We start from the raw sequence: 13,281 nt of genomic DNA on the forward strand, positions 1-13,281 counted from the left end.
AAAATGAGTTACATCGATATTTTGGGACAGAAAGCAAAAGCTTGCAAAAAGGATATCGCCTTCGCTTCAACAACACAGAAAAATGACGCACTTCTTGAGATCGCACATATCCTGAGAGTTTGCAAGGACGATATTATCGAAGCAAACAAGGTGGACCTTGAAAACGGCAGAATGAGGAAAATGTCAGAAGCAATGCTTGACAGACTTGCACTCAATGACAGCCGTATCGAGGGCATGGCAAAGGCTTGCGAGGAGCTTGCACAGCTTGACGACCCTGTGGGCGAGGTAGTTTCAGGCTCAACAAGACCTAACGGCATGAAAATCGAGAAAGTAAGAGTGCCAATGGGCGTTATAGGCATTATTTTTGAAGCCAGACCTAACGTTACTGTAGACGGCGCTATACTTTGCCTTAAAAGTGGAAACGCTGTTATACTCAGGGGCGGAAAAGAAGCAATAAACTCAAACAAAATGCTTGCTGACCTAATGAGAAAGGCTGTTGAAAGGGCAGGCTTCAGTCCTGATATCATTCAGCTTGTGGAGGACACTGACAGAGGTATCGCTCTCGATATGATGAAGGCCAATGATTATATCGATGTCCTTATCCCAAGGGGAGGCGCACAGCTTATAAAGGCTGTTGTACAGTCTGCCACTGTGCCTGTTATCGAGACCGGCACCGGAAACTGTCACGTTTATGTTGACGCAAGTGCGGATATAAAAATGGCTGTGAACATTGTTGATAACGGCAAGACCTCACGTCCGTCTGTATGCAACGCAGTTGAAAGCTGTCTTGTTCACAGGGATATTGCGGAGGATTTTCTCCCGAAGCTTAAAGAAAGACTTGACAAGCACCACGTTGAAATAAGAGGCTGTGAGCTTACAAGGCAGATACTTGGTCCTGAGAACGTTACTCCTGCTGATGATGACGATTATGCAACAGAGTTTCTTGACTATATAATCTCTATCAAGGTCGTTGACGACATGGCGGAAGCCCTTGAACATATCGACAGATTTTCTACAGGACATTCTGAGTGTATCGTTACAGAAAGTCTTTTTGCCGCACAGGAATTTCAAAAGCGTGTTGACTCAGCGGCAGTATATGTAAACTGCTCAACAAGATTTACAGACGGCGGAATGTTCGGTCTTGGTGCTGAGATAGGCATTTCCACTCAGAAACTTCATGCAAGAGGTCCTATGGGTCTTAGAGAAATGACAACTACAAAGTATCTTATCTCTGGCAATGGACAGATAAGAGAATAGATATTAGTGAGGAATGAGGAATGAAGGTATCGCCTGCGGCGATGATTTCTCTGTAGGGGCGACCTTTGGTCGCCTGTCTGCTCTGATACTTTGATATATTACAAAAAAGAGGTAATTATAATGATAAAAGCTATGAATATTTCTTATGAGATAGGCGATAAGCTTTATCTCAACATCACAAACAAGTGCCCATGCAACTGCACATTCTGTATTCGTCACAATGGTGACGGTGCTTATGGCTCTGACCCGCTGTGGCTGGAACATCAGCCTACTGCCGAAGAGGTAATAGACAACATCAAAAAGCGTGACCTTGACAGCTACAAGGAAATTATTTTCTGTGGCTATGGCGAGCCTACCTGTGAGCTTGAAATACTCAAAGAAACTGCAAAGTATATAAAGTCTGTTACAAAGACACCTGTAAGGATCAACACAAATGGTCTTAGCGACCTTATCAACAAGCGTGAAACTCCTGCTGAGTTCAAGGGACTTGTTGATATAATCTCAATAAGTCTTAACGCTTCTGACGCAAAGGCTTATGACGAGGTAACAAGACCCTCATTTAAGGGCGTGAACTGCTTTGAAGAAATGCTCTCTTTTGCAAAAAGAGTGAAAGAGTTCGTGCCTGAGGTAATGCTCACTGTTGTGGATATAATCGGCGAAGAGGAGATAAAAAAATCTCAGGCAGTTGCTGACAGCGTGGGTATACATCTCAGAGTCAGAGAATATGTTGATTAATATTTTGTAAACAATATATTAAGTTTTATATTTGCTCAATATTCCGTTTTCAGCAAACATCTAAGTGATGTCGGAACAATAACCGAGTGCTGAAAACGGATATTTTTTGTTCGATAATAAAAAGAAAGCTGGGTAGAAAAAATGGAAAAGGAAAAGATAAGACGTCTTGTTTTGCAGGCAGGACAGGGTGACAGAGCAGCTTTCGGCGAGCTTTATGAAGAAACGGGCAGGAGCGTATATTTCAACTGCCTGAAGCTTCTTGGAAATGCTCAGCAGGCAGAGGATATAACTCAGGACACTTTCATGAAAGCTCTTGAAAAGCTTGACAGCCTTAAAGAGCCTGAGAATTTCTCAGCGTGGGTAAACCGCATTGCCATAAACAACTGCAAAATGTATTTCAGGAAAAATCCCCGCACTGCGGAGGAGGAGTCGGAAAAGATAATCGACGATACGCCCGACAGCGAGCTTATTCCTGACGATTATGCCGACAGCGAAGAAAAACGCAGGATAATAATGAACATTATCGACACCGCTCTCACTGACGAACAGCGTCAGACAATAATACTTTACTATTTTGATATGATGAGTGTGGCTGAGATAGCAGAGATAATGGAATGTTCTGTTGGCACTGTCACTTCCCGTCTTAGCGCTGCAAGAAAGAAGATAAGGGAGGCGGTGCTTATTTACGAAAAGAAAAACAATGACAGGCTTCATGCTGTTATGCCTATACCTGTTCTGTCAAAGATATTTATGCAGGAATGTCAGCATTTGAAGCTGCCTGAATTATCCGTTTTCAGCAACACGGCAGCCGCCGAGGATATTGTTCCCGAGAAAAATCCAACAATGAGAAGATCGGGAGGAAAAGGTATGTTTTCAACAGTAAAAGTAAAAGTGATAGCAGGAGTAGTTGTATTGGCAGTAGTTGGCGGAGGTATCACAGCGGCAGTGCTTGCAAACAGAGATAATACAGCAGATGCTGATAAGCCAAACACAGCCGTTCAGACAGACGCACAAGGTGATGTGAATGAGCAGGAGATAGAGAATAAGCTAAACGAACTTGATGAAAATACTGATAATGAAGATGATGTTACTGGCGATGCTGCAAGCGGTGTAGATTCTGACGGAGAGCCTGAAATGGCTGTTTACACTGTTTCTGATGAGATAAAAAATGCTGATCTTTCGTCGGGTCTTGTTCAGCTCAACGGTGATATCATGCAGGTTGGCGGATATGAAAAGACCTCTGACTTCTGTGCAAAATATGCCGATGAATATGACATTATGTACAGCGACGGCACATACGAAGAGAAAAAGGACGAGATGCTTAATTATTTTGTGGGCAAAGACGGTCTTTTAACTGGCGAATGGTGGGATATATATTCCCTTACTCTTATCCCAAAAAATGAGCCGAAGGGCGACCAGATAACTGTCTATGTGACAAACCTAACAGCCCCAGACGGTCAGGTATCTCTGGCAGACAGCTATGTGGTATGGGCAGAGGAAACGCCTATGTCAAACGATATTTACACTCCTGCGTGGATACCGACCGGTATGCCTGCAAGATTGAGCAGTGATGTGTTGAGCACAAAGAAGCTTGATGAGATATATGACAACATAGACGATTACTCAGCACAATCAGTGCAGGATATGCTTGCTTCTCAGGGCATCTCAAAGGGCGAGAACAGCATTTCAGGAAACTATCTTTCCTATGTTTACTCACAGGGCGATATGTCAATGAGCGGAACATACTGTGTGAACAGCGACACTGACCCTGATGTTTTCGTTGCATATGTTGCAGGTGAGAAAAATGCCGCAGGGCTTACACCTCTCTACAGATATCATTTTGCCTTCGATACAAATTCAAAAAAGCTTTATGAAAGCAGAATGTATCTTGCAGGTATGTTCTGAAAAAACTATCCCTCACATCTGTGGGGGATATTTTTTTGCTTGTTGACAGGCATTTTGTTATGTGATATAATTATTTCTGCAATATTATAATAATAAATATTAATTATATGTAAATTATATATGAAGATTCTGAATTTACTCAACAAATCGTCTGCGTTTTGCATCTAACTAATGTCGGGACTGATAAAACAGCGGACGAGAAAACGGCAATTCGGAAAGAAAGAGCAGGTCAAAAAAATATGGAAAAAGATGATATCAAAAAGCTTGTATTGCAGGCGGCACAGGGAAACAAGGCGGCGTTCGGTGCGCTTTATGAAGAAACGGGCAGAACAGTGTATTTTAGCTGCCGGAAGCTTCTTGGCGACCCACAGCTTGCAGAGGATATCACTCAGGAAACTTATCTTACAGCCCTTCAAAAGCTTGGCACTCTTGCACAGCCTGAGAATTTTCCAGCATGGGTAAACAGGATAGGGATAAATCTCTGCAAAATGCACTTTAGGAACAATTCCGCCCCTGAGGACAACTCAGAGGAGATAATAGAGGAAATCCCTGACGAGGGTCTTATCCCGGAGGAATATGTGAGCAATGACGCTAAAAGAAAGATAATAATGGATATTATCGACACTGTTCTCACAGAGGAGCAAAGGCAGTCGGTGATACTGTATTATTTCGATATGCTCACAGTGCCTGAGATAGCAGAGGTAATGAACTGCACCACAGGTACAGTAACTTCCCGCCTTAGTGCCGCAAGAAAAAAGATAAAGGAGGCGGTGCTTATATACGAGGAAAACAACAACGACAGACTTCATGCTGCCGTGCCTGTATTTATTCTTTCAAAGCTTCTTAATAAAGAGGCTTCAAACACCGTTCTTCCGAAACTTACCGTTTTCACAGGCTCAGCCTCAGCCGCTAATGCAGTTCCCGATAGCGTAACATCAACAAAAACTATATCGGGAGGAAAAGTAATGTTTTCAACAGTAAAAGCAAAGGTAATAGCAGGCGTTTGTGCCGCAGCAGTTGTGGGCGGAGGTATCACAGCGGCGGTTGTGCTCAGCTCAAACGGTAGTAAGGATAATGATAATGATGACGGCGTGGTCGTTGTGACTGAGTCACAAAAAAGCAGTGAAAGCAGTTCGGCTGCCGATAAAGCTGATACGGCAGGCGATAACAGTGATAAATACTGGATAACAGGCTTTAAAGGGTCTGATCCGTCAGATACTTTGCCGCAGGATATTTTCGGCAGCAAAATATCAGTGCCTGTTGACCTTAGTGCCATAGACGGCGGCAATGCTGCTATGGAATTGTACGGCGACGATATTGGCAGATCTGGTGATATTATGAGCATCGATAAAATGGTAGGTGAAAACACTAACGTTGAGATAACCTTCGTTTCATCAGATGAGAGCCAAACAAAATACGACCTTATCAGTGGAAACCCATTTGACCGTGACGCAAGCGTGGCTGACATTCTAAAGGAAAACAGCTGGAGCGTTACAATACCTTTGGAAGAGGCTGTTGATACCTCCGACTGGGAGTATGAAAGCTACGGCAGCTACAGCAATAAAGAAGATCTTGATAAAATAATCGACAAAATGGGCTGTCCTACAAGCATTTATATGAACAGCGAATATGACGGCATGGACGATTACAAATGCTATACAATGTATTGGGAGAATGTTGACTATACAATTTCACTTACCGTGGTGGAAACATATAGTAATTATGAAGAGTATGACGTAGTGCTTGATGACTTCTCGGTTTCCGATTTCACATACTACAGCAAAAACTATCCGCAGGAAGAAATACATGAAAAAGACGGAGAGGCTGTTTTCACATCTGAGTACACAGGTATAACAACACCGGGCGAGAGCACTGTAAATACTGATGAGAACAGAGTAAAGGTATATGATGACCTCAAGGCACTTGACCTTACTTCAGACGCTGCTCTGCCTAAGGATATAAGCGTAAGCTACAAGGGCGTAGACCACGTTTTCACAGGCACAGAGCTTATTGATGATGTAAGAAAAGAAATGGTGGATACCCCTGACGATGAATACGATTCTGCTCTTTGTTACGGAAAAACAAGCTCGACTGTGGATAATATTATCATCTTCGACTTCTGGCTCAACAGCGATCATACCCTCCATAAGATAAGAATGAGTTTCACCACCGAAAGCGACTGCTCAATATTCGGTATAACAAAAAATTCAACTCCTGAGGAGATGGCTGCGATTCTCGGCACACCTGAGGTCAGCGACAGAAACGGCAAAGATCAGTTTCTTGATTGGAAGAGCGATTCCATGAGCGTGAACGCATATTACTATGACGGCGTTTTGCAGTCTATACAGGCTTACTTTGAAAACTAGGCGGCTTTTATTTGACAACATAAGCGGTATGTGCTATAATATTTTATATTAATGCTTTACTATGATAAAATATAGAGAGGATAATGTAAAATGAGCGAAAAGCTTTGGAGAAAAAACCTTATAAATATAGAGCCATACGTTGCAGGGGAACAGCCTAAAAACGATAAGATAATAAAGCTCAATGCAAATGAAAACCCTTATCCGCCGTCACCAAAGGTAAAAGCGATACTTGAGGGGAAAACTATAGCAGAGCTTAGAAAATACCCAAGTGCTGACGCTTCTGTTCTTAGGGCGGCGCTTGCGGAGCGTGTGGGACTGAAAAGCGAGAATGTTTTCTGTGGAAACGGCTCAGACGATGTGCTTGCCACAGCTTTCAGAGCGTTTTTCAACTCTGATAAGCCTATACTTTATCCTGATATCACATACTCGTTCTATCCTGTGTGGTGTGAGCTTCTGAAAATACCATACAAGACTAAGAGAGTTGACGAGGATTTTGTAATTAATATCGAGGACTTCAAAGAGCCTAACGGCGGCGTTGTTATACCAAACCCTAATGCACCCACAAGCCTTGGCGTAGGTGAGAAGTTCATAAGAGAGCTTATTGAGAGCAATGAGGACAGTATCGTCATAATCGACGAGGCATATGTGGATTTCGGCAGGTATTCCTGCGTGGAGCTTGTGAAAGAGTACGATAATCTCGTTGTAACACAGACTTTCTCAAAGTCACGTTCCCTTGCAGGCATGAGAGTTGGCATGGCATTCGCAAGCGCCGAGCTTATCAGCTATATGCAGGCTGTGAAGGACTCATACAATTCTTATCCTCTCGACCAGATAGCCATAGAAACTGCCGTTGCAAGCCTTTCTGACGAGGATTATTTCAAGGCGACAGTTGAAAAGGTCAAGGCAACAAGGGATAGAACAGCGGAAAAAATGCGTGAAATGGGCTTCAACGTCCTTGACAGCGAAACGAATTTTCTCTTTGCACAGCATGAAAAGCTCTCTGCAAAGGAGATTTTCACATACCTCCGTGAAAATGGTATCTTCGTGAGATATTTCAACAAGCCGAGAATAGATAACTTCCTGAGAATCACTATCGGCACAGACGAGGAAATGGATCTTATGCTTGAAAAGCTTTCGGAGATATGCAAATAATACAGTTATCACAAAAGCTTATGGATATATCTATTCAGTGTAGGGGCAAAAAGTGTTCGCACCTTAGTTTCTGATTTTTTTGAAAGACTTTTGATTGGGCGGCTCTGACCGCCCTTTTTTGTGCCTTATCCCTTAAAATCAGAGCATAAAGGTATTGAAAATCAGAAAATGTTGTGATATAATTATCATAAGTAATTATTGCCTGAAGAAAGGATATGTATATATGTTGATAAATTCACTGGCGGCGCTTGCGCTTGGCTTTGCGCTGGATATGCTCCTTGGCGACCCTGAAGTAGTGGTCTATCCTCAGTATTTTATAAAAAAGCTTGTGGCAAAGCTTGATAAATCTTTCAGAAACAGCTATAAAAACACCCCCGAAGCACAGCGTATGGCAGGTCTTATGATGACTGTGATAGTGCTTCTTATAGTTGCCGCTGTGGCATTGCTTCTCCTATTCGTGGGCTATAAGCTAAATGCCGCACTTGGCATCTTCCTCGAGGGCATAATGTGCTGGTCAGCACTTTCTGTAAAGTCCCTTAAAACTGCGGCAGGGGGAGTGATGCGTGCTGCAAGGGCAGGCAATCTTTCTTCGGCACAGCGCAAGGTAAAAAAAGTGACTTTTCGTGACACCGACGATATGAACATTGACGCTGTTATAAAAAGTACGGTGGAGTCGGTTGCAGAGAACACCACAGATTGGGCGGTCGCACCTATTTTCTGGTCTGCGATATTCGGCGGTCTGGGCGGAATACTCTACAGAACAGTGAATATTATCGACAACACAGTGGGCTATAAAACAGACACATACATAAACTTCGGCAAATTCCCTGCAAAGCTAGACGACGTTCTCAGCTTTATACCTGCAAGAATAGCCGCCCTGCTTATGAAAATGAACGTTTCTTATCTTCACCTTGACAGCAAGAACGCTTCTCAGGTATACAAAAAAGACAGAAGAAAATCCCCTAGTCCTAATTCAGCGCAAACTCAGTCGGTGTGTGCAGGTGCATTGGGTATACAGCTTGGCAGTGATGAGTATTACGGCGGACAGCTTGTAAGAAAGCCTGTTATAGGCAGAAATCTAAAGCCATGCGAGCCTAACGATATATTCTGGGCAAATCAGCTTTTGCTTGGCACATCGTTCTATGCTATGCTTTTTACAGCCGTTATAAGAACGGCACTGTTCTTTGTGATATGATATAAAATAACAATAGCCGAGAGGTAAATGCCCCTCGGCTTTGTTTTTATAGTGTAGAGGCGACCTTGGGTCGCCCGCTTATCGTTAGTTTCTGTGCAAAAAAAGACCTCCCACCAAGAGAGGTCTTTTGTGTTATCAGTGGTTTCTGTACCAATCACGAATGAACTTGCCGCTTGCTGTGAGCTGTGAAGTGCCGCTCTTTATAGCTTTGAGGTTCGTGCCGCTCTTAAATGCGGAAGCCGTTTCGCTCTTTCCGCAGGCTGACCAGTTTATGTAGCCCACTTTTAGTGAGTCGAGAAGCTTGAGCCATTTCGTGCTTTCTGTTGAGTTATATCCGCCGTTTCCGCTTGCATCGCAAGTTCCAAACTCAGATACAAGAACAGGAAGTCCCTTTTTGTAGCAGTTCTGAAGTCTGTTTCTCAGCCAATCTCTGTGAGTGTTTGCATAGAAGTGAAGAGCATAAACGCAGTTTTTGTCTGAAAGCTTGTTGCCAAGCACCTGATCTATATCCTGACTCCATGTGCCTGTACCGCAAATTATGATAGCGTCACTGTCGTATTTTCTGATAGCGCTTACAACGCTCTGGCAGTAACTTTTTATGCCGCCTGTCCATGTTACACCGCCGTTAGGCTCGTTGCAGATCTCGTAAATAACGTTATTGTAATCCTTGTAGGTCTTAGCCATTTCTGTGAAGAACTTGACAGCTTCATTTTTGTGGTTGTTAGGGTTTTTGTCATTGAGAACGTGCCAGTCGATTATAGCATACATTCCAAGAGACTTTGCGTTCTCAACGCCTGTCTTGACTTTCTGCTTTGCCTGTGCCTGATACTTGCCGTTCTCGGTGCAGTAGCCACCCCATTCTTCTGTGTACATTGCAATTCTTATAGTGTTGACCTTCCAGTCATCTCTCAGCACTTTAAGAGAGTTCTTTGTAAGAATATCGGAGAAATCTTCCCACATGATGCCGTGAGTTGACATACCCTTTATCTTGAATACCTTGCCGTTCTTGTCAACAATATTCGCACCCTTTACAGAAAGCTGACCATGCTGTGAAACTGGGGTCACAACAGCAGGAGCTTTAGATGTGGTAGCCGATACCTCTGCAGAATATTTTCCGTAGTGGTTGGCTTTCTTGTCGTCTGTCTTGCAGGCTCTTATCTTGAACTTGTATGTGGTCTTCTGGCTGAGATTTTTTACAGTGTAGCTTGTGCCTGTGGTCTTCGCGATCTCTTTCCACTGACCATTTTTAAGCTGAAATACTCTGTAATTTGTGCATCCTATCTTTGTCCATGAAAGCTTTACGCTGTCATAGGAAACGCTTGATACTTTAAGACCCTTTGCAGGCTGTGGGTTCGTGGCGGTGTTCCAGTTGTCGGAATATGCACCGTAGACCTTTTTTCCTTTCACGGTCTTGTAGGCTCTTACCTTGAAGTTTTCACGGGTAGCATTTGGCAGATTTTTTACAGTGTATGTGAGGGTCGAGCCACTTTTTACGTCTGCGATCTGCGGATATTTACCGTTTTTTCTCATACAAACTGAGTATCCCGAAGCTCCGCTGACCTTTTTCCAGCTAAGCTTTATCTCGCTGTTGCTAAGAGTTTTTGAAGTAAGCCCTGTGACTTTTCCGACGCTTGCCGCCTCGACAGTTATCGCCGTCTGCGAAAGAAGCGGCGTTTCGTTCACAGCAGGCAGTGCCGCCGCAGCCGACATGAGTGTTACCGAAGTCAGCAGCACAGCGGCGGCTTTCTTCAGACTGGTTAAGTTTCCCATAATTTTTCCTCCAATAATGAATATTGTAACTTTTCATTCATATTTATTATAAGTTTAACATATTTTCATTCATTTGTAAACAGCAAAAGCCTATTTTAAAACTTAAATACTTCACAAATTTTAAATTCGTTCATTGGTTAAAATGTAATAAATCCTCCCTATTTACTATAGAAGTACGAAAAATGAATAAATTACAAATGATTAAAAAACGGTAACAAGAGCTTTTTTGGACAGTTGAAAACTACAGTTGAAAACTTTTGAAAATGTTGAAAACTATGTTGAAAATGTTTAAAACTCATGCTATAACAGCAATTTGGTGTTGAAAATTATAAAGTTTTCAACAATCGTCCGTTTTTTTACCCTTGTCTGTAACCAAAATGTAATCAAATCATTACATTGTGATATCCAAAAAAACGTACTTGAAAGAGTTGAAAATGTACAGAATATTATTTGATTTGTAATCATTGTGTAACGTGGTTTACTTTATCTCACAAAGTAAGTGACTTTTACATTCTAACGCATAAATAATAAAAACCATGCCTGTTTTGGTGAAAGCCGCTATCGACATCGTGCCATAGACAGTGTATACTATTAGTAAATCATATTTACATAACAGTGCATGACAAATGTCAATTGACATTTGGAACGTGGTGTGCTATACTTGATTTATTCACAAAAAATACAATGATACAGACAAAGAAAGGAATGGGGAAACGATGGAAACCGTTTTACAGGTCAAAGGGCTTTCAAAGCAGTACAAAAAAGGCATTTACGCCTCCCATAACGTCACTTTTGATGTTGGAAAGGGCGAGATATTTGCGCTGATAGGTCCAAACGGTGCAGGAAAGACAACAACAATAAGAATGATATCAACACTTTTGCAGGCAACAGAGGGCGACGCTATCGTGGCAGGTCATAGTATTCTCACTGAACCTGATATGGTAAGAAAAAGCATTACATACCTCCCTGACGAGGCTGGTGCGTATAAGACCATGACAGGCAGAGAATATCTGGAGTTCATGGCTTCTATATATGCCGACAACGGAGAACAGGCTTACGAGTTTGTTAAGCGTGGCTGTGAGATATGCGAGCTTGGTGACAGGCTTAACGATAAAATATCAAATTATTCCCGTGGTATGGCAAGAAAGCTTCTCCTTGCAAGGGCGATAATGCCGCTCCCTGCGCTGGCTATTCTTGACGAGCCGACTTCAGGACTTGATATTATAAACGCCCTTGAAATAAGAAGAATGATAAGAAAGCTTGCTTCTGAGGGCATGAGCTTTCTGCTTTCTTCCCACAATATGCTTGAAATAGAGTATGTTTCAGACAGAGTGGGTATAATTGCAAAGGGCGAGTTGCTGGAGGTAGGCAAGCCTGCGGAGCTTATTGAAAAATATGGCGCTCAGAACCTTGAAGAAGTCTTTGAAAGGGTGGTGCTTGACCGTGAAGTTTTATAGTCTTTTCCGCAAGGAATTAAAGGAAATGCTCAGCCTGCAAACTATTATAACAATGATAGTCACAGTAGTGGTGCTTGTTATGGCGGGTCAGGCAATGTCAGGGGCAATAAGCGACAGTGCCGAAAAGGCCTCCGACCTTACTATCTGCGACCTTGACAAAACAGAGTTCACAGAAAACGTTTTAAACTCTCTGAAAGCTACCGCAAAGGCTGGTGACGGCAAGATAACAGTTGTAGATATAAAGTCTGACGACTATGCCGCAGAGCTTAAAAGGCTCGATCAGGACAGCGTTGTGATAATACCAAAAGGCTTTACAGAGCAGGTAAAACAGCATAAAAAGGCAGACGTTGGATATGTTCAGAGAATGACCTCTCTTGCAACCATGTCAAATATAAACACAGGCTCAGACACTGCCCTTGCAGTTATACAGCAGGCAGTAAAATCAACTATCTATCAGGATAAGCTTTCAAGCGGCGCAATGACAGAGGACGAAATGAATCAGCTTGAAGACCCTGTACTGCTTTCTGAAACAACGGTTGTTGGCGATAAGGCAGATAAAGTTAGCAGTTCTATAGTGATGTCGCTTTGCTCGGCACAGAGCATGGTAGTGCCTATAATAATGTTCGTTCTTATAATGTTCTCGGCTCAGATGATACTTAGCGCGATCTCTACCGAGAAAATAGACAAGACCCTTGAAACGCTTCTTTCCGCACCTGTTTCAAGGCTTTCAGTCCTTGCGTCAAAAATGCTTGCCGCAGGTGTTGTTGCGGCTTTGCAGGCTGTGGTCTATATGTTCGGCATGAGCAAAATGACAGGCGGTCTTACGGAGGGCATGGGAGATACCTCGGCATATGAATCTGCAATGGAAAACCTTGGTCTTACTATGAGCATCGGACAGTATGCTCTTGTGGGAATACAGATGTTTGTGTCTATCCTTATCTCATTGTCACTCTCAATGGTATTAGGAGCACTTGCAAAAGACGCAAAATCTGCCCAGACAATGCTTTTGCCTATAACCTTCTCCGCAATGATACCATATCTTCTTGCAATGGTAGTTGATATCAGAACGCTTTCACCTGTTATAAAGTATATCGTCTATGCTATACCGTTCACCCATACCTTTATGGCAAGCGAGAACGTAATGTTTGGCAACTACAGCCTTTATGCAGGGGGACTTATCTATCAGATAGTGCTTCTTGTAGTGTGCATGACTGTCACACTGAAAATCTTCATGAGCGACAAGATATTCACAATGTCAATAGGCGGAAAGCAGAGAACAAGAAAGTCATTTGCTTTTAAGAAGAGATAATATCACATAAAAGCGTATAATTACGCCACTTATATGTAGGTGAGCGACTCAATTTCTGTTTAACAGAAATACGGCGTCCCACCATATAGGTTTTATCGCAAAACAAAAAACCGCTGCGGATCTTTCTCCGTGGCG

9 protein-coding genes are annotated in these 13,281 nt (G+C 42.7%); 8 read left to right on the forward strand and 1 reads right to left on the reverse strand.

Translation table 11 applies throughout. The features are described 5' to 3' along the window. The first annotated feature begins 3 nt into the window (after nucleotides 1-3). The 6 genes from DW938_RS02665 to cbiB all read left to right on the forward strand — a co-directional run bounded on the left by DW938_RS02665 (nucleotide 4) and on the right by cbiB (nucleotide 8,610). Nucleotides 4-1,257, forward strand: a complete 1,254-nt coding sequence (locus DW938_RS02665) for a glutamate-5-semialdehyde dehydrogenase (RefSeq protein WP_022287219.1) — start codon at nucleotides 4-6, stop codon at nucleotides 1,255-1,257. Between the two features lie 120 nt (nucleotides 1,258-1,377). Next, nucleotides 1,378-1,992 carry a TIGR04100 family radical SAM protein gene (locus DW938_RS02670; RefSeq protein ID WP_242989158.1) on the forward strand — a complete coding sequence of 205 codons (615 nt, stop codon included), beginning with the start codon at nucleotides 1,378-1,380 and terminating at the stop codon, nucleotides 1,990-1,992. A gap of 141 nt (nucleotides 1,993-2,133) precedes the next feature. After that, nucleotides 2,134-3,897, forward strand: coding sequence for an RNA polymerase sigma factor (locus DW938_RS02675; RefSeq protein ID WP_118123801.1), 1,764 nt, complete (start codon nucleotides 2,134-2,136; stop codon nucleotides 3,895-3,897). 239 nt (nucleotides 3,898-4,136) lie between these two features. After that, nucleotides 4,137-6,263: a sigma-70 family RNA polymerase sigma factor gene (locus DW938_RS02680; protein ID WP_118123802.1), complete on the forward strand. Its 2,127-nt coding sequence runs from the start codon at nucleotides 4,137-4,139 to the stop codon at nucleotides 6,261-6,263. A 90-nt stretch (nucleotides 6,264-6,353) separates the two neighbouring features. Further along, nucleotides 6,354-7,415 carry a histidinol-phosphate transaminase gene (gene hisC / locus DW938_RS02685; RefSeq protein WP_118123803.1) on the forward strand — a complete coding sequence of 354 codons (1,062 nt, stop codon included), beginning with the start codon at nucleotides 6,354-6,356 and terminating at the stop codon, nucleotides 7,413-7,415. A gap of 223 nt (nucleotides 7,416-7,638) precedes the next feature. After that, nucleotides 7,639-8,610: an adenosylcobinamide-phosphate synthase CbiB gene (gene cbiB / locus DW938_RS02690; RefSeq protein WP_022287224.1), complete on the forward strand. Its 972-nt coding sequence runs from the start codon at nucleotides 7,639-7,641 to the stop codon at nucleotides 8,608-8,610. Between the two features lie 135 nt (nucleotides 8,611-8,745). Here the strand turns inward: cbiB and DW938_RS02695 are convergent, their stop codons facing one another. Next, nucleotides 8,746-10,380: a cellulase family glycosylhydrolase gene (locus DW938_RS02695; protein WP_118123804.1), complete on the reverse strand. Its 1,635-nt coding sequence runs from the start codon at nucleotides 10,378-10,380 to the stop codon at nucleotides 8,746-8,748. Between the two features lie 716 nt (nucleotides 10,381-11,096). On the opposite strand from DW938_RS02695, the gene DW938_RS02700 reads away from it, so the two are divergent. Both DW938_RS02700 and DW938_RS02705 read left to right on the forward strand, forming a co-directional pair. Next, nucleotides 11,097-11,837, forward strand: coding sequence for an ABC transporter ATP-binding protein (locus DW938_RS02700; RefSeq protein WP_022287226.1), 741 nt, complete (start codon nucleotides 11,097-11,099; stop codon nucleotides 11,835-11,837). After that, nucleotides 11,824-13,146 (forward strand): ABC transporter permease, encoded by a 1,323-nt coding sequence (locus DW938_RS02705; RefSeq protein ID WP_118123805.1) that lies wholly within the window; start codon nucleotides 11,824-11,826, stop codon nucleotides 13,144-13,146. The genes DW938_RS02700 and DW938_RS02705 overlap by 14 nt, the downstream gene beginning before the upstream one ends. The last annotated feature ends 135 nt before the right edge of the window (nucleotides 13,147-13,281 follow it).

Source organism: Ruminococcus sp. AM43-6 (assembly GCF_003461785.1).
Classification (GTDB): domain Bacteria; phylum Bacillota; class Clostridia; order Oscillospirales; family Ruminococcaceae; genus Hominimerdicola; species Hominimerdicola aceti.

Excerpts from the sequence above, each read along its gene's own strand:
- DW938_RS02680 (WP_118123802.1), top strand. The coding sequence starts at position 4,137 with ATGGAAAAAGATGATATCAAAAAGCTTGTATTGCAGGCGGCACAGGGA.
- DW938_RS02670 (WP_242989158.1), top strand. The coding sequence starts at position 1,378 with ATGATAAAAGCTATGAATATTTCTTATGAGATAGGCGATAAGCTTTAT.
- DW938_RS02675 (WP_118123801.1), top strand. The coding sequence starts at position 2,134 with ATGGAAAAGGAAAAGATAAGACGTCTTGTTTTGCAGGCAGGACAGGGT.
- DW938_RS02695 (WP_118123804.1), bottom strand. The coding sequence starts at position 10,380 with ATGGGAAACTTAACCAGTCTGAAGAAAGCCGCCGCTGTGCTGCTGACT.
- DW938_RS02700 (WP_022287226.1), top strand. The coding sequence starts at position 11,097 with ATGGAAACCGTTTTACAGGTCAAAGGGCTTTCAAAGCAGTACAAAAAA.
- DW938_RS02665 (WP_022287219.1), top strand. The coding sequence starts at position 4 with ATGAGTTACATCGATATTTTGGGACAGAAAGCAAAAGCTTGCAAAAAG.
- cbiB (WP_022287224.1), top strand. The coding sequence starts at position 7,639 with ATGTTGATAAATTCACTGGCGGCGCTTGCGCTTGGCTTTGCGCTGGAT.
- hisC (WP_118123803.1), top strand. The coding sequence starts at position 6,354 with ATGAGCGAAAAGCTTTGGAGAAAAAACCTTATAAATATAGAGCCATAC.